Source organism: Paramagnetospirillum kuznetsovii, assembly GCF_003284725.1.
Lineage (GTDB): Bacteria > Pseudomonadota > Alphaproteobacteria > Rhodospirillales > Magnetospirillaceae > Phaeospirillum > Phaeospirillum kuznetsovii.
On sequence record NZ_PGTO01000001.1, the window covers coordinates 228,731 to 252,385 of the forward strand.

The window sequence follows — 23,655 nt, forward strand, 5'->3', positions numbered from 1 at the left end:
AGATCGCGAAAAGCGACAGGCACAAGGGAAGGCGACACCATGACCGTAACCAGACGCAATGTCGTATTGGGCGCCTTGGCGGCGCCCGCTTTGCTGGCTCTGCCTCGGGGGGCGGCCCATGCCGCCGCTCCGGTGGACCTCAAGATTTCCCATCAATTCCCCGGCGGCACCCTGACAGAGGGTGACTTTCGCGACCGTCTTTGCCGCGTCTTCGCCGCCGAGGTGGAAAAGCGCACCAATGGCGCCCTGAAGGGGACGGTGTTCCCCGGCTCGTCGCTGATGAAGACCAATGCCCAGTTCTCGGCGCTGCGCAAGGGGGCGCTGGATATGTCGCTCTACCCACTGTCCTATGCGGGCGGCGAGGTGCCCGAGGTCAATATCGGCCTGATGCCCGGCGTGGTGACCAATTACGAGCAGGGAACGGCGTGGAAATCGGCCCCGGTGGGCAAGGTTCTGGCCGATCTGCTGATGGACAAGGGCATAAAGATCGTCAGTTGGATCTGGCAGGCGGGCGGCGTCGCCGGTCGTTCGACGCCGCTGGTCGAGCCCGCCGACGCCAAGGGCATGAAGGTCCGTGGCGGCTCGCGCGAGATGGACATGGTGCTGAAGGCGGCAGGGGCGGCGGTGATCTCGCTGCCGTCCAACGAAATCTACGCCGCCATGCAGACCGGGGCGCTGGACGCCGCCATGACCTCGTCCACCAGCCTGATCTCGTTCCGGCTGGAAGAGGTGGCGAAGACCCTGACCACCGGGCGCGGCAAGGCCTATTGGTTCATGCTGGAGCCGCTGCTGATCTCGCGCTCCATCTTCGAGGGTCTGCCCAAGGACATGCAGGACGTGATCATGACTGTGGGCGCCGAGATGGAGAAATTCGGCACCGAGGCGGCCAAGGTGGACGATCAGGACGTCGCCCGGATCTACGCCAAGGCGGGCGCCCAGGTCAGCGACCTGTCGGCCGACACCGTCAAGCGCTGGCAGGACATCGCCCGCGAGACCGCCTGGAAGGACTACGCGGCGCGCAGCGACAGTTGCGCCAAGATCCTCAAACTGGCGGAGCAGGCCCTGTGAGCCACGCCGCGCCGCCGGAGGCGGCGCTCGATCCGACCGGTCCGGGCCTTCTGGCCCGCACCGCCCGGCTGATGGCCTGGATCAACAAGGCGGTGATGGGCCTGTCCATGCTGGCCATCGTCGCCGCCGCCCTGATCCTGACCGGCAGCGTGGTGCTGCGCTATTTCCTCAAGATTCCCACCGATTGGCAGGATGAGGCGGCGGTGTTCCTGCTGGTGGGGCTGACCTTCATGTGTGGCGCGGCGGTCCAGGCGGGGCGCGGCCATATCGGCATCCAGGCCTTGGCGGGCCTGCTTCCCGCCGGGGTCAACCGGCTGCGGCTGCTGGTTTGCGACGCCGCCTCGGGCGGGTTCTGCGCCTTTTTTTCCTGGAAGTCGTGGACCTTGTTCCACGAGGCCTTGGCGGACGGCCAGACCACCTCGTCCAGTTGGGGGCCGCCGCTGTGGATTCCCTATGGCCTGATGGCGACGGGGATGACGTTGCTGTCCTTGCAGATCGTCCTGCAGGTGGCCGCCGCCCTGGCGGCTTGGAGGCGGCCATGAGCGCCACCCTGGTCGGTAGCCTTTACGGCGTGGCCACCCTGCTGTTGATGTTCTCCGGCATGCCCATCGCCTTCGCCCTGGGCGGCGTGGCGGTGGCCTTCATGTACTTCTTCATGCCGGGGGCCTCGCTCGACACCGTCACCCAGAACGTCTACGAGGAGATGGCCAGCATCACCTTGCTGTCCATTCCGCTGTTCATCCTGAAGGGTGCCGCCATCGGCAAGTCGCGGGCGGGCGCCGATCTCTACGGCGCCATCCACGCCTGGATGCACCGCATTCCCGGCGGCCTCGGCATCGCCAATGTCTTCGCCTGCGCCGTCTTCGCCGCCATGGCGGGGTCCAGCCCCGCCACCTGTTCCGCCATCGGCAGCGCCGGTATTCCCGAAATGCGCATGCGCGGCTATTCGCCCGGCTTCGCCGCCGGAATCATCGCGGCCGGTGGTACCCTCGGCATCCTGCTGCCGCCGTCCATCACCATGATCCTGTTCGCGGTGGCGGCGGAACAGTCGCTCGGGCGGCTGTTCCTGGCGGGAATCTTTCCCGGATTGCTGCTGGTGGCGCTGTTCTCGGCCTATGCGGTGTGGAAGTTCAAGCGGGAATACGCCGCCGCCCTGGCCACCTGGCACGGCGGCGGCCATAAATCGGCCTATCTGGACGAGATGACCCTGACCTTCGCCGAGAAGACGCGGCTGCTGCCCCGGGTGATGCCCTTCGTCATCCTGCTGACCGGCGTGATGGTGGCGCTGTATGGCGGCTATGCCACGCCGTCGGAGACCGCCGGACTGGGCGGCATCCTGGCGCTGGTGCTGATCGCCTCCATCTACGGCATGTGGCGGCCCCGCGATCTGGCGCCGATCTTGGCCAGCACCATCCGCGAATCCACCATGCTGATGTTCATCATCGGCATGAGCTTGCTGTATTCCTATGTGATGAGCTATCTCCAGATCAGCCAGTCGGCGGCCCAGTGGATTGTGGGCATGCACCTGTCGAAATGGGTGCTGCTGACCGCCATCCTGGTGCTGGTGGTGGTGCTGGGCTTCTTCCTGCCGCCGGTTTCCATCATCTTGATGACGGCGCCCATCATCCTGCCGCCGCTCAAGGCGGCCGGTTTCGATCTGGTGTGGTTCGGGGTGGTGATGACCATCGTCATGGAGATGGGGCTGATCCATCCGCCGGTGGGGCTCAACATCTTCGTCATCAAGAACGTCGCCCCCGATATTCCCCTCAAGGACGTGTTGTGGGGGGTGATGCCCTTCGTCGGCCTGATGATCCTGGCGGTGGTCCTGCTGTGCCTGTTCCCCGGCATCGCGGTATGGCTGCCCGACGCGGTGATGGGGGCCAAGACGGTCTAGCCTATCTTTATGTCCCTCTGCCTGAGCGCCGCCTCCGGCGGCTTGGCCGCGGCCGCAATGGCCGCAGATCGTGCCGTGCGTCATAGTTGACGCACGGCACTCTAGAAAACGCAGCGCTGGGCGGGAAATTCCACCGTGATGGTGGTGCCCTTGTCCTTGGTGCTGTCGATGGCGAGGCGGCCGCCATGGGCCTCGGTCAGGGCCACCGCCAAGGGCAGGCCCAGCCCGATTCCTTCCTGCAAGCGGCTTTGGCTGTTCTCCACCTGGCAGTATTTGCTCAGGGCGCGCTCCATACCCGCCTTATCCATGCCGATCCCGGTATCGGCGACGATGAAACGGCCGGTGCCGTCCGATGCCAGATGGGTGGAAACGAGCACACGGCCACCATCGGGGGTGAATTTGACGGCATTGCTGACGATGTTGAGCAGAATCTGCCGCAGCCTCAGATCGTCGCCCCGCATGCGCAGGAAGGCGCCGTCGATCTTGGTCATCAGGGCGATGGACTTGGCGGTGGCCTTCAGCATGACCATGTGGCGCACCGCCTCCACCAGGGCGGCAATATCGACCTCCTGCTCGGCGAGTTCCAGCTTGCCCGCCTCGATCTTGGAAATGTCGAGAATATCCTCGATCAGCAACAGCAGGTGCCGCCCCGAGGCGAGGATATCCTTCACATAATCCTTGTAGCGCGGATTGTCCGGACCCAGGGCCTCCTGGTCGATCACGTCGGCGAAACCGATGATGGCGTTGAGCGGCGTGCGAAGCTCATGGCTCATATTGGCCAGGGCCTCCGACTTCTCGCGACTGGAGGTCTCGGCCCGCACGCGCTCATCGTTCAGCCGCTCGCTGACCAGCAGGGTGAAGGAGAAGGTCCAGCCGATGACGAAGATCAGCTGTCCCAGCACCACGGCGGCGTTGATGGCGCTGGGGGAAAAGATCTGGGCGGCGTTGGTCTGCGACAGCGCCGCCGCCGCGATGAGCGTGAAGGTCAGGGACAGCAGGCCGATGAACAGGGCCGCCGCCAAATGCGATACCAGGCGAACCTTTCGGTATTCCTGCAAAATTATGAATAACGCGAATGCCATGACGGCCGCGTAGTAAATAAGATAGAAGAACAGTCTTATATTATACTGGTTATTGACCATGAAATAATAGGTGAATTCAAAAGAATAACAAATAATGGCAATACATAAAACCGTGTTGCTGACGCGTCTCCTAAAGAATTTCCCAACCCCGTGGAGGATCAGCGTATAGCCGATGCAGACGATGATATTGGCGACGACGAAGGACAGGATCGGCGGCAATACGGCCCGTAGGGCGATCAGGGTGAGGCCGATGAATAGGAACGTATTGGAAAAGGCGAAGGAGCGGATGCCGGGAATGGAATGATGACCGATGGACAAAAACCAGACGAACATAGCCGCCATGGCGGCGACCACGACGAGGAGGGTGAAAAGAGTGGATATGTCCAAGGTCATAAGGCCTGAAAATCAATCAAATTGGCGCTAGTTTGGAATCACCCTAACCGAACCGGCCGATACTTCCAAGTACGGGTATCCGTAAGGGAATAAACCGAACGGAACCCCTACACGTTCCCCGGCACTTGATTACATATGCATGACGGAGGCGGGAAAGCGGGGACTGGCCGGTGCGACATGATTTCTCCATCACGTATTGGTGCGGGGTATTGGCCTGTCTGGCAATGACGGTGGCCGTTGGCGCTTGCCCGGATGCCGTCGCGGCCGACACGCTGACCATCGCGGTGGCGGCGCCCATGAGCGGCGGCGGCAAGCATATCGGTCCCGAGATCGCCAATGCGGTCCAGCTGCTGGCCGACGAGACCAATGCCGTCGGCGGCATCGGCGGGCGCTTGCTGACGGTGCGCCTGTTCGACGACGCCACCAGCGCGGACGTCGCGAAGACGATCGCCGCCGAGATCAGCGCCGGTCCCGCCCTGGCGGTGATCGGCCATGCCCACAGCCCGGTCGCCCTGGCCGCCGCGCCTATCTATCGCGATGGCGGCCTCGCCACCTTGTCCAGCGCCGCCGAGGGGGCCTTGACCAAGGATTTCGCCACCTTCTTCCGCATCATTCCGGCGCTTGACGCGCAAGGACGCGCCGCCGCCATCTATGCCCTGGAAGAATTGGGCCAGACCCGGACCACCATCGTCTATCGCGACGACAATTTCGGGCGCTCGCTGCTGCACGCCTATTCTGACCAGTTCACCAAGGGCGGCCGCGGCCGTGTTCGCGCCATGCCCTTGCCCAAGGGTCCGGTGGACTGGGCGGCGGTGGTCACGGATCTGGCGGCCGATCCGGGGCTGATCGTCATCGCCATGCAGGACTTCGACGCCAAGCATTTCCTGGCGGAAAAGCGGCGGCGCGGCAACGAAGCCCCGGTGCTGGGCTCGCAGGCCTTCGCCCGCGACGTCTTCATCACCCTGTTCAAGGACGAGCCGGAGGAAGCGGCGCGGCCGGGATACTTCGCCGAGGGCCTTTACGCCATGGCGCCGACCATCCTGGACACCGCCAACAAGGACACCTTGGATTTCGCCTTGGCCTACCGGGCGCGGTTCGGCGCCTCGCCCGGCTGGATCGGGGTCAAGTATTACGAGGCGGCCCGCGCCGTGGTCCAGGCCTTGGGGCGTGCCGCGATCGGCAATACCGCCCAGAGCCGGGACAAGGACCGCGCGTCGGTACGCCAGGCGCTGGCGGCGATGGACTCGCCATCCACGGCGGTCGGCGGCCTGACCGGGCCGATCCTGTTCGATGCCGAGCGCAACCGGGTGGATTCGTTCCGGGTCGGCCGCTTTCAGGGCGGCCGTTTCCTCTCGGCCCCGGTCCAACTGGTGCCGGTGGCCGATCCCCGCTCGGTGGACCTGCCCCGTGCCATGGCGGCCGATACCGTCCGCAAGATCGGCCAGGAGCATTTCTGGCGGCAAAGAATCGTCTATACCGGCATCCAGCCGGTCTCCATCGACAAGATCGAGACCAAAGACGGGTTCTTTTCCGCCGATTTCTATATGTGGATGCGCTTCGTCGAGCGCGAGGGAATCACCGCCGTCCAGTTTCCCGACATGATCCGGGGCGGCTACAATCCGGCCCAGCCGGTGGCGAGCCGCAAGGCCGACGGCATGACCTATCTGCTGTATCGGGTGAAGGGAGATTTTCGCAACGAATTCAACCTCGCGGATTATCCCTTCGACCAGCAGCAGCTGATCATCCGGCTGGCCAATACCCATCTGACCCGGGAAGAGGTGGTCTATGCGGTGGACGCCCTGCCGTCGGGGCGGGCCGATGCCGGGTCGTGGCGCATGCCGGGGCAATGGGATGGCCGCCAGGTGGACCGGTTCCGCGACGATCTGGTGTCCAAGGGGGCGCTGGGCGATCTCGACGCCATGCAATCGGGTCGGGCGCTGGAATTTTCCGGCTTCAAGGCGGTACTGATGGCGCAGCGCCAGGTCATGGTATTCCTGCGCAAGAACCTGCTGCCCCTGGGGCTGCTGACCCTGGTGGTCTATTCGACCCTGTTCTATCCGGAAAGCATGCTGAAGGAGCGCCTGACGGTGCCGGTGGCCGCCATGCTGGCCGCCTCGGTGCTGCTGTCGGGCGTCCAGGCCCGCCTGGGCGACATCGGCTATACCACGGCGGCCGAAGTGATCTTCTACATCTTCTTTTTCGCCGGCCTGATGGCCATGCTGTCGGCCCTGGTGGAGGAACGGTTGCGGCTGAGCAACTGGCCCCGCCTGATGATCATCGTGCGGCGGGGATCGCATATCCTGTTTCCGCTGACCGTGCTCGCCACCTGGATGGCGCTGTTCGTGCAGTATCGCGACCGCTTCTGAGCCGTCGCCCGTCCGGTGTCAGCGCGCGACGGCGCTGTCCTGATCGGCCATCCAACCGGTCACTTCGGCGCCCGGCATGGGCCGGGCGATGCCGTAGCCCTGGGCGACGTCGCAACCGGCGCGTTTCAGCCAGCCCAGCTCGGCGTCGGTTTCCGCACCCTCGGCCACCACCTTGAGCCCCAGCGCATGGCCGAGCGCGATGGTGGAGCGCACGATCTCGGCATCCTTGCCCGATTCCATCAGGGAGAAGATGAAGGCCTGATCGATCTTCAACTCGTGGACCGGCAGGGATTTGAGATAGGCCAGCGAGGCATGACCGGCGCCGTAATCGTCGATGGAGAGACGAACTCCAGACTCAGCCAACTGATTGAGGGTTGCCAGCGCCAGATCGGGGTCGTCCATCAGGGCGCTTTCGGTGATTTCCAGGCAAAGCTGCCCAGGGGGCAGGCCACTGGAAGCGAGCAGGCGCTTCACCAGCGGCGCCAGGCCGGAATGCAGCAGATCCAGGGTGGACAGATTGGCCGACACCACGAGGTTCAGGCCCTGGGCCCGCCAAGCCGCCGTGCGCGCCACCACTTGGTCCAGCAGCCAGGGGGTGATCTCGCGGATGAAGCCGGTCTGTTCGGCGAAGGGTATGAACTGCGCCGGGGGGATCAGGCCGCGGCTTGGGTGGCGCCAGCGCAGCAGCGCCTCGGCGCCGGTCACCCGCCCGCTCGCCAGATCCAGTTTGGGCTGATAGAACACCTCGAATTCCTGGCGGAGCAAGGCATCGCGCATCTCGCCGATTAGCGACAGTTGCTCATGAGGCGGCCCGGCGCCGATCTCCGACGCCAGGGCATAGCCGCGAAACTGCCGCTTGGCCTCGCGCACCGCCAGTTCGGTGCGCTGGAGCAAGGTATTGGAATCGGCGGCGTCTTGCGGCCAGAAACCGATGCCCAGGCTGCCGCCCACGTCGATTCGCTGGCCGTCCAGCAAGATGGGCTCCTGCAAGGCCGCGTGAATGGTCACCGACAGAGCGATGGCCGCCTCGGTATCGGTGCCGTCACGGACCACGGCGAATTCATCACCCCAAAGACGGCAGACCCCGATGCCTGGGGCGACGGTGGCGACCAGCCGGTCGCCCACCAGCCGCAGCAGGCGGTCGCCCACCGCATGGCCCAGGGCGTCGTTGATCAGCCCGAAGCGATCGAGATCGAGGATGAGCACGGCGCAGGGCGGCGTTGGGCCGGTTCGTCCCAGCCGATCCAGCAGCCATGTGCGGTTGGGTAGGCCGGTCAGACCGTCCTCATAGGCCAGCCGCAGGATCTTTTGCTCCCTGGCGGCGATGCCTTGGCGCATGCGGTCGAAGCTGGCCGCCAGTTGACCGATCTCGTCGGCCCCGGAATCCGGGACCGGCTCGTGATAATCGCCCGCCTCGATGCGCCGAGCCGCTTCGGCCAGGGTATTGACCGGCCGGGCGATGTGGCGGGCCAGCCGCAGGCTGCCCAGGATGAACAGCACTGCGCCGCCCAGGGCGATCACCGCCAGCGAGCGGTGAAGATCGCGAAACACCGCCTCGGCCTGATCGAGCGACAACAGCAGCACCGCCGTCGCCCTCTCGCTCATGGGCCGCGCCATGACGTGATGGCGCTGACCGTTCAGGGACATCAGGATCGGGATATCTGGCGGCGGCAGGGCCGAACGCTCGCCCAGGGCATCGCGCAATTCGGCGCTCAACGAACCGGCCGGCACCACGGTGCGGCCGTCGGATTCGGCCAGGACGGCGATGCCCAAGCCGCTCATGGCGGAAAAGCTGCGGGCCCAGGAATCATCCACGTTGAAGCCCATGGCGACCCAGGCGATCTGGCCCGGCGCCATGATGGGCACGATGGCGATCTGATAAAGGCGGCCGTCCATCTCGTCGAATCCGGCGCTTTGGCCGGTCGCCTGGGCGGCGCGCAACAAGCCGTCGAACGGCGCGGGTCGCGGTTTGCCGCCGGGGGCCAGGGTGTCGGCCATCACCATGCCGTCCAGCGACACCACCATCATGAAACCGGCGCCGATGCGCGATCCGTGATTGCGCAGCACCGACAGAACGGTGGCGCGATCCTGGGTGGCGATGGCTTCGCGGAAGCTGAAATCCCGCGCCAGCACCGAGGCGGCGGTTTCCATCTGGCTCTGGCTATAGGCAACCAGATAGTCGAAGGTTCGCACCCCGGCGCCCAGGCGGCGCTCGGATTCCCCGGAAACGACGCGGTCGTTGCTTTCGATCACCAGCAGCAGGGTCAGACTGGTCACCAAGGCCAGCAGTCCGACGAAGACCGCCACGATGCGCCGCTCGATGGATCGGAACACCATCAGTAATCGTCCTTGTCGGCCGGTGGCTTGCGCCGGGCCGTCCGTGGCGAAACCTCCATGGTCGCGTCGATTCGAATGGAGTCGGCCCCGTCCAGGACAAGCGGCCGCTCCGCGACGGCTTGCCGTTGCAGCGGATGCCACAGCCGCAACCGATGGCGCCCGGCCGGAAGATCGGCGATTTTCGCGCAGCCGTCGGGGCCGGTCTTGGCGAAATAGGGGGACTCGACCACCAGCACATAGGCTTCCATCCAATCATGGATGTTGCAGCCGATGGCGATGTCGCCGGTCTTGTCGAACAGCACCGGGGCGGCGGGCTTGCCCGCGTAAAGCTTGATCTCGAAGGGTTTGGCGGCGGAAAACGAATAGACGTGGTGCTTCAAGGGGTCGCGATTGGGAAATTCGATCTCGGTTCCCTGGCGCACGATGGTCAGAAACGGCACGAAGTCACGGTCGATCTGTTCGATGGCGGCCAGCGGCCTGGGCATGCGGGGATCCACGGTGGCGCCCTCGACCACCACCGCCGCGTCCGGGATCGGGCGCCCGGTGGGGCCGGTCACGCATGCGCTCAGCTCGGCGGCCGACGCTTCGGTGGCGCATGCCGCCAGGGCAAGGACGAAAAGTACCGTCCGGCGATGGATCATGGACCCGCTTTTATGGTTGGGTCGATCTGCCAGATTTCGGTGGCCAATTCGCCATCGCGATAGACCATCACATGCCAGACCTTCACCGGCGCCTTGCCGCCATATTCCGCCGAGGCCTCGATGGAGGCGCCCTTGGGATTGGCATAGGCATGCGGCTTGCTGAATTTGGCGGGACGCGGCTGGCCGTCGTTGTTGGCGATGAACTTGGTCCACACCGCCTGGATCTGCTCCTTGCCCCGATAGCGGCCGTCTAGACCGCCGCCCACCCAATCCATATAGGCGTCGGCGCTGTAATCACGCATCAAGACATCCAGGTTACCCGCGGCGACGGCGTCCAGATGCTCGACTGCCTTGCGCTCGTCCAGTGGTCCGGCGTCGGCCGGAACAGCGACGAGCAGAGCCAGGATCGCCAAGGCCGGGATCGTGACGGATCGTCTCATGACACTCTCCTCCTTCGCCAAAAGCTGACAGTTCCGGGGAAAATCCAACGGAAGGCAGCAGGGAGTTTCAACCTTGGTTCATCCAACCGTCAAGGGTGCTGCACATTAGATGATACCAGGGCGCGAGGTTTCAACACAGGTTCCTTGATCATCCCGATGATTGGCGGGATGACATGGCATTCTATGGCTTGGCGGGCGGGCAATGGGCGGCGAAGGAGGCTTCGCTGTCGGCCAGCGAGCGGACATAGCAGTCGTCGACCTTGGCGTTGCCGAGGGCGAGGGCGTCCAGATAGGCCCACAGGATGGCCTTGGCCTCCTGGCGGCTTAGGCCCGCCTTGGCGAGGGACGGATCGGGCATGGAGCCCGCCTTGGCGATCTTGTCCCAGCCCGGCGGCGAGGTCACCGAGACCATGGCGGTGGGGCTGTCCAGATTCTTGTAGGACCAGAAGCTCCAGCCGAAGCCGAATCGCTCGTTCAGGGCGCGGAAGGCCCGGTTCCACTGGTTGTTGAACTCGCCCGCCTCGCCCAGCAGGATCGGCACCCGGTGCAGCAGCGAGAAGTTGATGTAATCCTGGATGGCGTCGCGCTCGGTGGTCGACCAGAATTCGTGGAAGACATAGACCAGATCACGGGTGAAGGGCGGGCCGAACACCCCCATGTTCTGGCCCCATTGGGGCGAGGCCAGGAAGATCAGGTGGTTGGGATCGACCGCGCGGACCGCCTCGGTCAGCTCGCGGTAATAGGTTTCCAGGTGGGGATTGAGGACGTCCTCGTCATTATAGGTGGAAATGGGCTCGTTGAGCAGTTCGTAGCCCAGCACCGTGGGGTCGTCGCGGTAGCGCCGGGCGATCTCGCGCCATAGCTCTTCGGTGCGGCGGCGTTCGCGCGGGACGTAGAACACCAGCGGAAAGCCGGTGCTGTCGTCGTGATTGATGCCGGTCTGGCCGCCCGGCGCGGCATGCAGGTCGATGAGCACCTTCAGGCCGTCCTCGCGGCACCAGCCGATCAGGCGGTCCAGCAGGGCCCAGCCCGGACCTTCGAAGCTGGTCGGCCGCAGGCTGTCGGCGCCCAGGGGGTCGTTCTGGCCGAGGAACAACCCGTAATGCAGCGGCACCCGCACGGTGTTGAGGCCGGATTGCTTGATCAGGCGGATGTCGTTGCGACCCACATAGCGGTCGCGGAACAGTTCCCAGAACCGCTCGGCATCGTCGTGTCCGACCAGGGTCTCCACCAGGGCCGAGATCTGGCGCGGCGCCTTGGCCTTCTTGAACTTGAACATATAGCCTTCGGTCATCAGCCAGTTGCCCAGGCCGATACCCCTGATGGCGAACTCATTGCCGGACTCGTCTGCCAGGACGCGGCCTTGGGCATGGATGAATCCCTGCTGGGCCGCCGCCGGGGCCGCCCACAGGCACAGAGCGGCCATGACGCCGATGACGGAGTATCCTATTCCCATGGCAGACCTTGAAAACCGGAGGTTCCATCCTCGAATAAGCTTTCCCATGCCCAGGCGCAATGATAATAGCCAATCACGCAATCTCAGCGGATGGGGGGCGTCTTCTTGCCGGAAATGAAGGCCTTTTACCTGTTGGTCGTGATGGTTCTCGCGGTGATCGCCGCCGAGAAATACCGGGCCATGCCGTTTCTCGTCCTGGTCCTGGCCACCGGGATCTACGGCGTGGCGCAAGGCGGTTCGCTGCCCTGGACCGGCAAGGAATTCAATACCGGTTTCGGTCAGACCATGGCGGCGGCCGGTCTGGCTCTGGTGGCGGGCGCCATGGTGGCCCGGCTGGGCGCCGCCTCGGGCGGCGTGGCCTGGTGGCGACGGCGCGCCACCCGCCTGGGACTGCCGGGCATGGCGGTCCTTGGCGCCCTGGCCGGTCTCGGCGGCACCCAGCTCGGCGCGCTGGCGGTGCTCAGCCCCGTGGTGCAAGGCGCGCGGTCTCGCGCCCGCATCGGTCTCATGGCTTGCTTCGCCGTCAATGCCGGTCATGGCTGCCTGGTTCCCTCGCCCATACTCATCGCCGCCCTAGCCATTCTCGGCGGCGATTGGCGCCAAGCCCTGCTGTTCGGACTGCTGGTGGCGGGGGCGCAGTTGGCGGTCGGCTTGGTTCTGGCACGGCGTTGTTATGATATCGAAACAACTCCGAAAGACGAGGAGGCCCCGCCATCCGGCCGCGCCGGGCTGGGCCTGGGCTTAGCGATCGTGGTGATGATCGGCCTGATCATCGGCCAAAGCCTGGGCCAGATTCCCACCGAGCCGTTGGGCGGTGGTACGATCCGGGAGAATTATCTCGGCCTCGGCCGACCCATGATCCTGATCCTGGGCGGTTTGGGGGTGGCGTTGCTGGTGATGGGGCAACTGGGCCGCCACGCGCTCTCCGATGACGGTTGGGTCGGCCAGGGCGCCCGCTCCTGCGCCGGAATCCTGTTGGCCCTCGGCGCGGCGGGCGGCTTCCAGATGGTGCTGCACAACAACGGCATGGCCGATATGCTGGCCGAGCGGCTGCTCGACCTGCCGCCGGGTCTGGGGGTGGCGGTGCCTTTCGCGGTGGCGCTGGTGAACCGGGCCTTGCAGGGTTCGCCCTTGACCGCCGCCATCACCGCCGCCGGCATGATCCAGCCGCTATTGCTCCCGCTGGGCCTCGACGGCACGCCGGGACGCGCCCTGGCTGCCCTGGCGGTGGGGGCGGGGGTCACGGCGCTGCCCCATGTCAATGACGGCTATTTCTGGCTTTCCTCCCATCTCGCCGGGCTGCGGCCGCTGGAAGGATTACGGCGGATCACCCTGGGCTCTTTGCTCCAGGCCCTGGCCGGTCTGGCCACGCTGTCGCTGCTGGCGGCAATTTCATAAAATTTGATGCAGTTACAACAGAATAAATCTTTTGCCTCTGTGGGATATCTCACAGAGTAGGCCAAGTCTTGGTGGTAATGTTTGGTCATAGAGTTGAGGGGGCGGGAAAAACCGAAGTAAGCCCCAGTTCAGATCAAATAAAATGTCGCTCCCAATAGTGTGACGCGGCATGACAACCAAGGAGAGCCATCATGTTGAAGTCCATTCGCAGCCTGACCAGCAAGTACATTCGCAGCGAAAACGGCGCCACCGCCATCGAATACGGCCTGATCGCCGCCCTGATCTCCATCGCCGCCCTGACCGCCTTCCAGGCCATCGGCCCCCGTCTGCTGACCACCTTCGGCACCGTGAGCACCGGCCTCCAGTAAGCCCAACAGCAGTGCAAGACAACGAACGCCCCCCGATCCGGGGGGCGTTTTCATTCCTGGGTCAACGCGGTCCAGAAAACGCGAAAAGCCGCGGTTTCCCGCGGCTTTCATCGTGGTCCGATTGGAGCGGGCGAAGGGATTCGAACCCTCGACCCCAACCTTGGCAAGGTTGTGCTCTACCCCTGAGCTACGCCCGCTCAATTCGGCGTCTCCGAGCACCCGTGGGCGTCGGAGGCCCGGATAATACGAAAAGTCGCTGGCGACGCAAGACCTTTTTTGCCAAACCCGCCGTCAAAGGCGCCGAGTGGCTATATTCGCGGGTTTGCACTTGCCAGTGGGCGGGCGACGGTCCATCTATGACGGGTCGAATCGCAGACTACGGACGAGCAGCAGTCATGGATCTCATGTTCAATTCCGGGGCCAAGGGCCAGGGCGGCGGAACGCCCGGATCCGCTGGGGATCTGATCAAGGAAGGCCGCGCCGCCACCTTCGTCGCCGATGTGATCGAGGCCAGCCGCAAGACGCCGGTGATCGTGGATTTCTGGGCGACATGGTGCGGCCCCTGCAAGCAGCTGGGCCCCATGCTGGAAAAGGCGGTGCTGGCGGCCAAGGGCGCGGTGCGCATGGTCAAGATCGACGTGGACAAAAATCAGGAATTGGCGGGACAGCTCCGCGTCCAGTCGGTTCCCACCGTCTATGCCTTCAAGGACGGCCGTCCGGTGGACGCCTTCGCCGGCGCCATCCCCGAAAGCGAGATCAAGGCCTTCATCGCCAAGCTGACCGGCGGCGAGGCCGGCCCCAGCCTCGACGACTACGTGGCCGAGGCCAAGCAGATCCTGGCCGAGGGCGATGCCCAGACCGCCGCCGGTATCTTCCAGCAGGTGCTGCAGCATGATCCCGACAATGCGCCCGCCATGGCCGGGCTGCTGCGCTGCCTGATGGCGGTGGGCGAGCTGGATCAGGCCGAGGCCATGCTGACCCAGGTGACCCCCGACATGGCAAGGAACGCCGAGATTCAGGCGGTCAAGACCGCCCTGGAACTGGCCCGCCACGCCGGTTCGGTGGGCGAAAGCGCCGGTCTGCGCCGCCGTCTGGCCAATGATCCCGACGACCATGAGGCCCGCTTCGACCTCGCCTTGGCCTATTACGCCGCCAACGAGACGGAAGCGGCGGTGGACGAGCTGCTGGAACTGTATCGCCGCAACCGGACCTGGAACGAGGAAGCCGCCCGCAAGCAGCTGGTCAAGATCTTCGAGGTGCTGGGCTTTGCCCATCCCCTGGCCAAGTCGGGCCGTTCGCGCCTGTCCACCATGATGTTCGCCTGACATGGTCATGGCCCTCAAGCGACACATCAAGGCCGAGGAATTGCCCGGCACGGTGCCGGTCTTCGCGGTGTCGGGCGCCATCTTGCTGCCCGGCGGCACCATGCCGCTGATGGTGTTCGAGCCGCGCTACCTGGCGCTGGTGGACGACGCCCTGGGAGCGGGGCGCCTGCTGGCGCTGGTGCAGCCGCGCGACGACGAGGCCGGGCAGGCCTCGGGCCTCCACGATGTGGGAACCCTGGGTCGCATCACCGCCTTTGGCGAGACCGGCGACGGCCGCTATCTGATCACCATGGCGGGCCTCAGCCGTTTCAGGGTGGCGGGCGAGGTGGATATCCGCTCGGGGTATCGCCGGGTGCTGGCCGATTACAGCGACTTCCCGGCCGATCTGGCAGGCACCGACAAGGGTCCGGTGGATCGTCGGTTGTTGCTGGCCATGGTGCATACCTATCTGGCGGGACTTGGAATGGCCACCGACCTTGCCCAATTGGAGAAGGCGGACGATGCCGAACTGACCATCCGCCTCGCCATGGCCTGTCCATTCCGGCCCGAGGAAAAGCAATCCTTGCTGGAGGCCGCCGGTCATGCCGAGCGCTGCCGCCTGATGACCGCCTTGATCGAGCGGGAGCTGCTGCTGGAAAGCGCCGGCTCCTCCATTCACTAGGAGACTCCCATGCCCGAACGCGCCAGTACCTTTGACACCAAGCTGTTGGAGATCTTGGTGGCGCCCGGCACCCATGCGCCGCTGCGCTATGATGCCGAGGCCCAGGAACTGATCGACGACAAGGCCGGTCTCGCCTATCCCATCCGCGACGGCATTCCCATCATGCTGGCCGACGAGGCCCGCAGCCTGGACCAGGGAGCAACCCCATGAGCGAGGCGAAGCCCTGGCCGGAAGAAATCAAGGTCGATAAGGCGGCGCGGACCCTGACGGTGGTGTTCTCCGACGGCAAGACCTTCGTGCTGCCGGCCGAGCTGCTGCGGGTGGAAAGCCCGTCGGCCGAGGTCCAGGGGCACAGCCCCAGCGAAAAGAAGGTGGTGGCGGGCCGCATGCATGTGGGCATCATCGGTGTCGAGCCGGTGGGCAATTACGCCGTCAAGCTGGTGTTCGACGATCTGCATGATTCCGGCATCTATACCTGGGAATATCTCCATGCCCTGGGCGAGCAGCAGGATGCCGTCTGGGCCAATTACCTGGCCGAGCTGGAGGCCGCCGGTCTGTCGCGCGATCCGGTCCTGTCCAAGGCGCCGCCGCCCAAATCCGGCGGTTGCGGTTCGGGCAAGGCGGCGGGCAGCTGCGGCTGCAGCTGAGCCTATAGCGGCTCGCCCCGCAGCAGTCGGGGCAGGTCGCCCACCAGTCCCATGGCGTGGCGCATGAAGAAGCGCTTGGCGTCGGGCAGGCGGTCAACGGCGGCCAGGCCCAGGCGCCGGGCCAGTCGCAGCGGCTCCACGTCATTGGAGAACAGACGGTCGAGTCCGTCGGTCAGCCCCAGCATCAGAAGGGTGTCGAAGCGCCGCCAGCGCTGATAGCGCTCCAGCACGTCGGGACCGCCGGGGTCGAGACCCAGACGCCGGGCATCGACGATCACCTCGGCCAGGGCCGCCACGTCGCGGATGCCCATATTCATGCCCTGGCCCGCGATGGGATGCATGCCATGGGCGGCGTCGCCCACCAAGGCAAGGCGGTGGGAGATAATTGCGTCAGCGAAATGAAGCGTCAGCGGGTGGTGGAAGCGGGGACCGTCCAGCCTGATCTCCCCAAGGAATCCGCCGATCTTGCCAGCCAGTTCGGCGCGGAAGTCGGCGTCGCTCTGGCCGCAGATGGCGGCGGCGACGTCATTGGCCTCGGTCCACACCACGCCGGTCCGATTGCCTGCCAGCGGCAGCAAGGCGAAGGGCCCGGCGGGGAGGAAGCGTTCATGGGCGATGCCGTGATGGGGCTCGGAATGCTCGATGAAGCAGACGATGCCGCTGGCCCGATAATCGCGCCGGGTAATCTTGAGTCCGGCTCCGTCGCGGGTCTTGGAGCCGCGCCCATCGGCGGCGACCACCAGGGAGGCGCGCAGGATGCGGCCGTCGTCCAATTCCGCCTCGACCCGCCCGGCGGTGCGTTCCAGGCGGGCGACGCGGCGGGGCGCGAACAGCTTGGCGCTGGGCGAGGCCCTCAGACCGGCGGTGACCGAACGGCGGATGGCGGGATTGGGCACGATCCAGCCCAGCGGCTCGTCGCCGATATCCAGGTGATCATAGTGCAGGAACAGCGGCGAGGCATTGTCGGTGACGCGGATTTCCAGGATGGACCCGGCCTCGTCCCTCATGCCGTCCCAGGCGCCGGTGGCCTGGATGAGTTTCTGGGCGCTGTAGGCGATGGCGATGGCGCGGGCGTCGGAGCCGGGCCGCGCCAGGGCCTCGGGCGGGGCAGCTTCCACCACCGCCACGGTGACGCCCGCCTGGGCCAGCGATACCGCCAACAGACCGCCCACCGGCCCACTGCCGATGATCAGGACGTCGAAGGAAGTCGGTTCGGTCATGCTAGAGATTCAGTTTGGGCTTGGTGAATTTGGGGTCCTTGAACTCGAACAGCTTGGGATCGAGGCTCAGACCGCTTTGCGCCTCGAACAGCGAGACGGTGGTGATCTGGTTCTGAGCGTCCTTGACCTGCCACTGGCGCAGCAGGAAGGGGCGGTCGGAGAACACCAGGGTGATCTCGCCCGCCGCCGGATCCTCGACCCCCACCAGGGATACCCGCACCACGCCGGGCATGCGGGTGACGCGGGTCACCGCCACGTCGCCGCCGGTCAGCTTGACATTGGGCCGCACCAGAACCCCGGCCGGGGTGGAATTGAGCGGCAGCCAGCTCGGCTCGCCCAACTGGCTGTCATGAACGATCAGGAAGGTGCCGTCCGCCACCACCAGCAGCGGGCTGGGCGGATCGTATTGCAGGCGCAGCTTGCCGGGCCGTGACAGATAGGCGTCGCCCTCGACGCTGGCGCCGTTGGGCGAGACCTGCAGGAAGCGGGCCTTCAGGGTGGTGACGGCGTTCAGATAGTCCTCGGCGCGGGCCACATCGGCCTTGTCCGCCTCGGAGAGGGCGGCGCGCTTGGGCTCGGCCGCCTGGGCGGTCACGGCCCACAGGCCGAGAACCGCCGCTATCACCACTTTCATAAATCTGCTCATGGTCACTGGATCCTAGGCTTTATCGACAGTCGGGGAATGCGACCGATTTCGGGCCGGAACGCCTCTCCGGCGAAAATTTCAGCCACAGATGAACACAGATGGGCACAGATTTTCCTTATATCTGTGTCCCGCGTAGCGGGGATCCGTGTTCATCTGTGGCCCATTTCCCTAATACTCGACCCCGGTGCGGGCGAGAACCTCGCGTTTGCCCACATGGTTGGGCTTGCTCACCACGCCTTCGCTTTCCATCCGTTCGATGATGCGGGCGGCGCGGTTATAGCCGATCTGAAGGTGGCGTTGCACGAAACTGGTCGACGCCTTGCCCTCGCGGCAGACCAGGGCGACCGCCTGATCGTAGAGCTCGTCGCCCGAGCCGCCCGAATCAGAACCGGGCAGGCCGAATTCGCCGCCTTCCTCCTCGGTGACCGCCTCCACATAGGAGGGCTCGCCCTGGGAGCGCAGATGCTCGACCACCTTTTCCACCTCCTCGTCGGAGACGAAGGGGCCGTGGACGCGGGTGATGCGGCCGCCCGCCGCCATGTAGAGCATGTCGCCCTGGCCCAACAGCTGTTCGGCGCCCTGTTCGCCCAGGATGGTGCGGGAATCGATCTTGCTGGTCACCTGGAACGAGATGCGGGTGGGGAAATTGGCCTTGATGGTGCCGGTGATCACATCCACCGAGGGGCGCTGGGTGGCCATCAGGATATGGATACCGGCGGCCCGCGCCATCTGGGCGAGTCGCTGGACGGCGGCCTCGATGTCCTTGCCCGCCACCAGCATCAGATCGGCCATCTCGTCGACGATGACCACGATGAAGGGCAGCGCCTCCAGCGCCAGGGTCTGGTCCTCATAGGTGGGCTTGCCGGTGTCGGGATCGAAGCCGGTCTGCACCGTGCGGGTCAGCACCTCGCCGCGGGCCTTGGCCTCGCCCAGGCGCTGGTTGTAGCCGGCGATGTTGCGCACCCCCAACTGGCTCATGGCGCGATAGCGGTCCTCCATCTCGCGCACCGCCCATTTGAGGGCGACGACGGCCTTGCCCGGCTCGGTCACCACCGGGGCCAGCAGATGGGGGATGCCGTCATAGACGGAGAGTTCCAGCATCTTGGGGTCGATCATGATGATGCGGCACTCTTCCGGGGTCAGCCGGTAGAGCAGCGACAGGATCATGGTGTTGATGGCCACCGACTTGCCCGACCCGGTGGTGCCCGCGATCAGCAGATGGGGCATGCGGGCGAGATCGACCATGACCGGGCCGCCGCCGATATCCTTGCCCAGCACCAGGGTCAGCTTGGCGGGCGCCTTCTCGAACTGCTCGGCGGCCAGCAATTCGCGCAGGTAAACGGTCTCGCGCCGGGAATTGGGCAGCTCGATGCCGATCACCGAGCGGCCGGGAATGGTGGCGATGCGCACGGAGAGCGCGCTCATGGAGCGCGCGATGTCGTCGGCCAGACCGATGACCCGGCTGGTCTTGGTGCCGGGCGCCGGTTCCAGCTCGTAGAGCGTCACCACCGGGCCGGGCCGCACCTTCAGCACCTTGCCGTTGACTCCGAAATCCTCCAGCACCGATTCCAGCATCTTGGCGTTCTGGGCCAGGGCGTCCTGGTTGATCCGCACATTGCCCTGGTCGGGGGTCGGCGCCAGCAGGGTCAGCGGCGGCAGCTCGTAGCCCAGGCCGGGCGCCGTGCCCAGATCCAGGCTGCCCTGGCGGGCGGCGCGCTCGCGCTTGCCGGGCACGGCGGGCGGCCGTTTGGGCTGGACCAGGGAACCGGGGGGAGCGGGCTCGTCCTCGGCGGTCAGCGGCGGCGGAACGAAGGCGTCGTCATCGCCATCGTCATCGCTATCGTCGTGGAGGATCGCCGCCGCCGCAGGTCGCGGCCGCATGATCGGCTCGCTTCGCATGGGGCTCGGTTCCGCCTCGTCGGGGCCGTGGCGGCGCAGCATGGACGCGGCATCCACGGTGGCCGTCGCTATTCTCAGCGACCGGCGCCCCAGGCTGGCCCATTCTCCGCCGGTCAGGCCAAGGGCGAAGACCAAGGCGACCACACCGAGCACCGCCGCCGCCGGTCCGGCGATCCAGGCGATTTCGGGGGGCAGCGCAACTCCGATTCCCTCCACCATCAACTGGCCCAGGGCGCCGCCGATTCCGGCGGGCAATGCGGGCGCTCCCGGCAGCGGCAAGGCCGCCAGGGCCAGCGCCACCAAAATCATGGCGGGCGGCAGGGCGGCCAAACGCCAGGGCCACAGGCCCGGCGGCCGGATGCGGATCAGCACCAGCAAGCCCCAGGTCAGGCCCAGAAGGCCGGGCAGGACGGCGCCGCCGCCCACCGCCTGGAACAGGAAATCGGCCAGATAGGCGCCTGGCGCGCCCATGGCGTTGCCGATGGGGTCATCGGTGGCGTTGTTGAAGCTGCGGTCGTGGGAATCGGCGGTGATCAGGGCGGTCAACACCGCCAAGCCCAGCAGCAGGATCAAAAGCCCGCCCGCCTGGATCAGACGGCGGCGGACGAACTCCACCGCGCCCCGGGGCAGGAAGCCGTTGTTTATCTTGGCTTTGCGCGACGGTGCCGCCATCAGCCCCCCAGGACCGAAACGATCGCCTTCAGGGCGGTTTCGGTGGTGGCGAGGTCATGGACCAGGGCGACCCGGATATAGGGCTGGCCGGGATTGCCGTCCTCGGAATCCTCGGCCGCCAGATAGGCGCCGGGCAATACCCGGATATTGGCTTCGCGCCAAAGCTTGATGGCCGCCTGTTCGCCGTCGCCCACGTTCAGCCACAGGAAGAAGCCCCCGGCCGGACGGGTGAAGCCGAAACGGTCGCCCAGAAGTTTTTCCGCCATGTCCAGCTTGGCGCGATAGAGATCGCGGCTTTCCACCACATGGGTCTCGTCACCCCACAGGGCGGCGGCGGCGGCGGCGATGGGCAGCGGCGTGGCGGCGCCGCCATAGGAGCGCAAGCGGGAAAAGGCGCGGATCACCGCTTCGTCACCGATGACCACGCCGGAGCGCAGGCCGGGCACGCTGGATCGTTTCGACAGCGAGTTGAACATCAGGACATTGGCGAGGCCGTCGCCCAGGCTGGCGCAGGCGCCCAGCACGCCGGGCGGCGGCGCCTTGTCCCAGATCTCGGAATAGCATTCGTCCGAGGCCAGCACGAAGCCGTGCTTGCGCGCCGTCCGCACTTGCCGTTCCAACAGTTCGGCATCGGCCACCATGCCCTGGGGATTGGCGGGGGTGCACAGATAGGCCAGCGCGGTGCGGTCCAGCGCCTCGGCGGGCAGGGCGGAAAAGTCGGGCTGGCTGGCCGGTCCGGCGCTTCCCGGCACGAAGACCGGCTCGGCCCCCGCCATCACCGCCGCCCCGGCATAGACTTGGTAGAAGGGATTGGGCAGCAGCACCAGCGGGCGCTGGCCGCCACGGTCGCCGCATACCGTCTGGGCGATGAGATAAAGCGCCTCGCGGGTGCCCGCCACCGGCAGGATGGCCTTTTCCGGGTCGATCAATCCGTCGGGAAGGTCATAGCGCCGCTTGGCCCAATCGGCCACCGCCTGGCGCAGCTCGGCCGAGCCGTTGGCGGGCGGATACTTGCCCCACAGCGGCGCATTGGCCGACAGAATGTCGGCCACCACGGCGGGCGGCGTGTGCTGCGGCTCGCCGATGGACATGACGATGGAATCCGCGTTGGGCGGCGCGCCCAACAGCTTGGCCAGCCGGGCGAAGGGATAATCGGGCAGGGTGTCGAGACGGGCGTCGAGATTGGGCGGAATGATCATGTGGGTCGCGGCGGCCATGGGACAATTCATCGGGAAACTTTTGAGTTTTACCCCATTCCCCGCTTCGGCCCCAGGGGGAAGTTGCAAATCGTCAAACGGCGCCCGAGGGACAGGGATGGGATAAGACCAGTCGACATTCCGGCGTATAGGCCAGGACATGGGCCACAGATACACACAGATCCCCGCTGCGCGGGACACAGATGCAAGAGGATCTGTTCGCCTGAGGGACAAAGCAGGGAGCGCAGCGACTGGCGCATTGTCTTTAGACCCGGGCGGGCAATTGCCCGCAGGGAGCGCCCGCGCCTCGTGGCGCGAAAGCCAAGCTGCCGGAGGCAGCGCCCGGCGCCTGCGGGACATAAAAAAGGGCGCCGGGGTTTCCCCGGCGCCCCAATTTCGTCCCCCGCGCTGGCGGGAGAAGGCGGTCAGTGGACCGTTTCGCCGTGCAGGGCGAGGTCGAGACCCTCGCGCTCTTCCTCGGCGGTGACCCGCAGACCCATGACCATGTCGATCACCTTGAGCAGGATGAAGGACACGACGGCGGTGTAGACCAGGGTGATCAGGACGCCATAGACCTGGGTCATGACCTGGCCGCTATTGCCTTCCAGCAGACCGGCGGTGCCGCCGATCTTCTCGACCGCGAAGACGCCGGTCAGGATGGCACCGGTGATGCCGCCGATGCCGTGCACGCCGAAGGCGTCCAGCGAGTCGTCATACTTGAGGGCATGCTTGAGGCCGGTGGCGCCCCAGTAGCAGACCACGCCGGCGATCAGACCGATGATCAGGGCGCCCTTGGGATCGACGAAGCCGGAAGCCGGGGTGATCGCGACCAGACCGGCGACGGCGCCGGAGATGATGCCGAGGGCAGACGGCTTCTTGCGCAGGATCCACTCGGCCAGCATCCACGACATGGCGGCGGCGGCGGTGGCGATCTGGGTGACGGTCATGGCCATACCGGCACGGCCGTCGGCGGCGACGGCGGAACCGGCGTTGAAGCCGAACCAACCCACCCACAGGAGCGAGGCGCCGATGATGGACAGGCTCAGGTTATGGGGAGCCATGTTGTCGGTGCCATAGCCCTTGCGCGGGCCGAGAACCAAGCAGGCCACCAGACCGGCGACGCCTGCGTTGATGTGCACCACGGTGCCGCCGGCGAAGTCGAGAACGCCCATCTTGGCCAGGAAGCCAACGGCGCCGCCCTTCTCGTCGAGCATCCACACCCAATGGCAGATCGGCGCGTAGACGATCAGCAGCCACAGGGCCATGAACACCAGCATGGAGGAGAACTTCATGCGGTCGGCGAAGGCGCCGGTGATCAGGGCGGGGGTGATGATGGCGAAGGTCATCTGGAACATCATGAACACCGATTCGGGAACCGGGTTCGGCAGCGCCAGGGCTTCCTTGGTCAGGCCGTTCAGCAGGAAACGATCCATGCCGCCGACGAAGGCGCCCTCGCCGGTGAAGGCGAGCGAGTAGCCGATGACGGCCCACAGAACGGTGACGAGGCAGGTGACGGCGAAGCTCTGCATCATGGTGGCCAGCAGGTTCTTCTTGCGGACCATGCCGCCGTAGAACAAGGCCAGACCCGGAATGGTCATCATCAGAACCAGGGCGGTCGAGGTCAGCATCCAGGCGGTGGCGCCGGTGTCGAGCACGACGGGAGCCGCGGCGGCGGCGGCGGGCGCGGCGGCTTCCTCGGCCCAGGCCGCCGTGGCGGCAAGCGTAAGGCCGAGCGCCGGGCTTACGCTGGAAAGGATGGTCTTCAAACGATTGCTCATATTTACCCCCGAAGCGGCTCAGCGAGAGGACGTGCCAACCAAAGTCGGTCGGCTTGGCCCTTCCAGTAACAAGAACCGTGCCAACCACACGATTTCCAAGGATTCCCGAGGATTTACATCCCCAAGCCCAACCCACCGGCTCGGGGCCGCCGAGTCCATGACCTATTT

Annotated in this window: 20 protein-coding genes and 1 tRNA gene; 10 read left to right on the top strand and 11 right to left on the bottom strand. The window is 65.8% G+C overall.

Features of this window, described 5'->3' with window-relative positions:
• Positions 1 to 39: 39 nt before the first annotated feature.
• The 3 genes from dctP to CU669_RS01085 are packed head-to-tail and all read left to right on the top strand — an operon-like array spanning position 40 to position 2,962.
• On the top strand, positions 40 to 1,068 hold the full coding sequence (dctP, locus tag CU669_RS01075) for a TRAP transporter substrate-binding protein DctP (RefSeq protein WP_112141958.1): 1,029 nt from the start codon (positions 40 to 42) through the stop codon (positions 1,066 to 1,068).
• Complete coding sequence (locus CU669_RS01080; RefSeq protein WP_205119354.1) at positions 1,065 to 1,610, top strand: TRAP transporter small permease; 546 nt, start codon at positions 1,065 to 1,067, stop codon at positions 1,608 to 1,610. Before dctP ends, CU669_RS01080 begins: the two co-directional genes overlap by 4 nt.
• Positions 1,607 to 2,962 carry a TRAP transporter large permease gene (locus CU669_RS01085; RefSeq protein WP_112142228.1) on the top strand — a complete coding sequence of 452 codons (1,356 nt, stop codon included), beginning with the start codon at positions 1,607 to 1,609 and terminating at the stop codon, positions 2,960 to 2,962. Before CU669_RS01080 ends, CU669_RS01085 begins: the two co-directional genes overlap by 4 nt.
• 101 nt (positions 2,963 to 3,063) lie before the next feature.
• Here CU669_RS01085 and CU669_RS01090 read toward each other — a convergent pair whose 3' ends face one another.
• Positions 3,064 to 4,437, bottom strand: coding sequence for an ATP-binding protein (locus CU669_RS01090; protein WP_112141959.1), 1,374 nt, complete (start codon positions 4,435 to 4,437; stop codon positions 3,064 to 3,066).
• 224 nt (positions 4,438 to 4,661) lie between these two features.
• Between CU669_RS01090 and CU669_RS01095 the strand changes: the two genes are divergently transcribed.
• Entirely contained in the window at positions 4,662 to 6,803 is a 2,142-nt protein-coding gene (locus CU669_RS01095; protein WP_112141960.1) for an ABC transporter substrate-binding protein, read from the top strand.
• Positions 6,804 to 6,821: 18 nt separating this feature from the next.
• On the opposite strand, the gene CU669_RS01100 is transcribed toward CU669_RS01095, so the two are convergent.
• The 4 genes from CU669_RS01100 to CU669_RS01115 all read right to left on the bottom strand — a co-directional run bounded on the left by CU669_RS01100 (position 6,822) and on the right by CU669_RS01115 (position 11,677).
• Positions 6,822 to 9,140 (bottom strand): putative bifunctional diguanylate cyclase/phosphodiesterase, encoded by a 2,319-nt coding sequence (locus CU669_RS01100; protein WP_112141961.1) that lies wholly within the window; start codon positions 9,138 to 9,140, stop codon positions 6,822 to 6,824.
• The gene (locus CU669_RS01105) at positions 9,140 to 9,781 is read right to left on the bottom strand and encodes a methylamine utilization protein (protein ID WP_112141962.1); all 642 of its coding nucleotides are present in this window, start codon (positions 9,779 to 9,781) and stop codon (positions 9,140 to 9,142) included. The genes CU669_RS01100 and CU669_RS01105 overlap by 1 nt, the downstream gene beginning before the upstream one ends.
• Positions 9,778 to 10,221: a nuclear transport factor 2 family protein gene (locus tag CU669_RS01110; protein ID WP_146747633.1), complete on the bottom strand. Its 444-nt coding sequence runs from the start codon at positions 10,219 to 10,221 to the stop codon at positions 9,778 to 9,780. The genes CU669_RS01105 and CU669_RS01110 overlap by 4 nt, the downstream gene beginning before the upstream one ends.
• 181 nt (positions 10,222 to 10,402) lie before the next feature.
• The gene (locus tag CU669_RS01115) at positions 10,403 to 11,677 is read right to left on the bottom strand and encodes a glycoside hydrolase family 5 protein (RefSeq protein ID WP_161539554.1); all 1,275 of its coding nucleotides are present in this window, start codon (positions 11,675 to 11,677) and stop codon (positions 10,403 to 10,405) included.
• Positions 11,678 to 11,791: 114 nt separating this feature from the next.
• Between CU669_RS01115 and CU669_RS01120 the strand changes: the two genes are divergently transcribed.
• The gene (locus tag CU669_RS01120; RefSeq protein WP_239988493.1) at positions 11,792 to 13,075 is read left to right on the top strand and encodes a GntT/GntP/DsdX family permease; all 1,284 of its coding nucleotides are present in this window, start codon (positions 11,792 to 11,794) and stop codon (positions 13,073 to 13,075) included.
• Positions 13,076 to 13,266: 191 nt separating this feature from the next.
• Positions 13,267 to 13,443: a Flp family type IVb pilin gene (locus tag CU669_RS01125; RefSeq protein ID WP_192884561.1), complete on the top strand. Its 177-nt coding sequence runs from the start codon at positions 13,267 to 13,269 to the stop codon at positions 13,441 to 13,443.
• 122 nt (positions 13,444 to 13,565) lie between these two features.
• Here CU669_RS01125 and CU669_RS01130 read toward each other — a convergent pair.
• Positions 13,566 to 13,640 (bottom strand) — tRNA-Gly (locus tag CU669_RS01130).
• A gap of 198 nt (positions 13,641 to 13,838) precedes the next feature.
• Between CU669_RS01130 and trxA the strand changes: the two genes are divergently transcribed.
• From trxA to CU669_RS01150, 4 genes are read left to right on the top strand one after another with little or no spacing between them, the layout of a single operon-like run.
• Positions 13,839 to 14,768, top strand: a complete 930-nt coding sequence (gene trxA / locus CU669_RS01135; protein WP_161539556.1) for a thioredoxin — start codon at positions 13,839 to 13,841, stop codon at positions 14,766 to 14,768.
• Positions 14,769 to 14,775: 7 nt separating this feature from the next.
• Positions 14,776 to 15,429 (top strand): LON peptidase substrate-binding domain-containing protein, encoded by a 654-nt coding sequence (locus CU669_RS01140; protein ID WP_112142230.1) that lies wholly within the window; start codon positions 14,776 to 14,778, stop codon positions 15,427 to 15,429.
• 9 nt (positions 15,430 to 15,438) lie between these two features.
• Positions 15,439 to 15,639, top strand: a complete 201-nt coding sequence (locus tag CU669_RS01145; protein WP_112141967.1) for a Trm112 family protein — start codon at positions 15,439 to 15,441, stop codon at positions 15,637 to 15,639.
• On the top strand, positions 15,636 to 16,076 hold the full coding sequence (locus tag CU669_RS01150) for a gamma-butyrobetaine hydroxylase-like domain-containing protein (protein WP_112141968.1): 441 nt from the start codon (positions 15,636 to 15,638) through the stop codon (positions 16,074 to 16,076). Before CU669_RS01145 ends, CU669_RS01150 begins: the two co-directional genes overlap by 4 nt.
• Positions 16,077 to 16,078: 2 nt before the next feature.
• Here the strand turns inward: CU669_RS01150 and CU669_RS01155 are convergent, their stop codons facing one another.
• The 5 genes from CU669_RS01155 to CU669_RS01175 form a co-directional block, all read right to left on the bottom strand.
• Positions 16,079 to 17,296, bottom strand: coding sequence for a UbiH/UbiF/VisC/COQ6 family ubiquinone biosynthesis hydroxylase (locus tag CU669_RS01155; protein WP_112141969.1), 1,218 nt, complete (start codon positions 17,294 to 17,296; stop codon positions 16,079 to 16,081).
• 1 nt (position 17,297) lies between these two features.
• A complete protein-coding gene (locus CU669_RS01160; RefSeq protein ID WP_112141970.1) occupies positions 17,298 to 17,942 on the bottom strand; it encodes a LolA family protein in 645 nt (214 codons plus the stop codon).
• Between the two features lie 168 nt (positions 17,943 to 18,110).
• Entirely contained in the window at positions 18,111 to 20,513 is a 2,403-nt protein-coding gene (locus tag CU669_RS01165) for an FtsK/SpoIIIE family DNA translocase (protein WP_112141971.1), read from the bottom strand.
• Complete coding sequence (locus CU669_RS01170; RefSeq protein WP_239988465.1) at positions 20,513 to 21,730, bottom strand: aminotransferase class I/II-fold pyridoxal phosphate-dependent enzyme; 1,218 nt, start codon at positions 21,728 to 21,730, stop codon at positions 20,513 to 20,515. The genes CU669_RS01165 and CU669_RS01170 overlap by 1 nt, the downstream gene beginning before the upstream one ends.
• A 404-nt stretch (positions 21,731 to 22,134) precedes the next feature.
• Positions 22,135 to 23,487, bottom strand: a complete 1,353-nt coding sequence (locus tag CU669_RS01175; RefSeq protein ID WP_192884562.1) for an ammonium transporter — start codon at positions 23,485 to 23,487, stop codon at positions 22,135 to 22,137.
• Positions 23,488 to 23,655 lie beyond the last annotated feature (168 nt).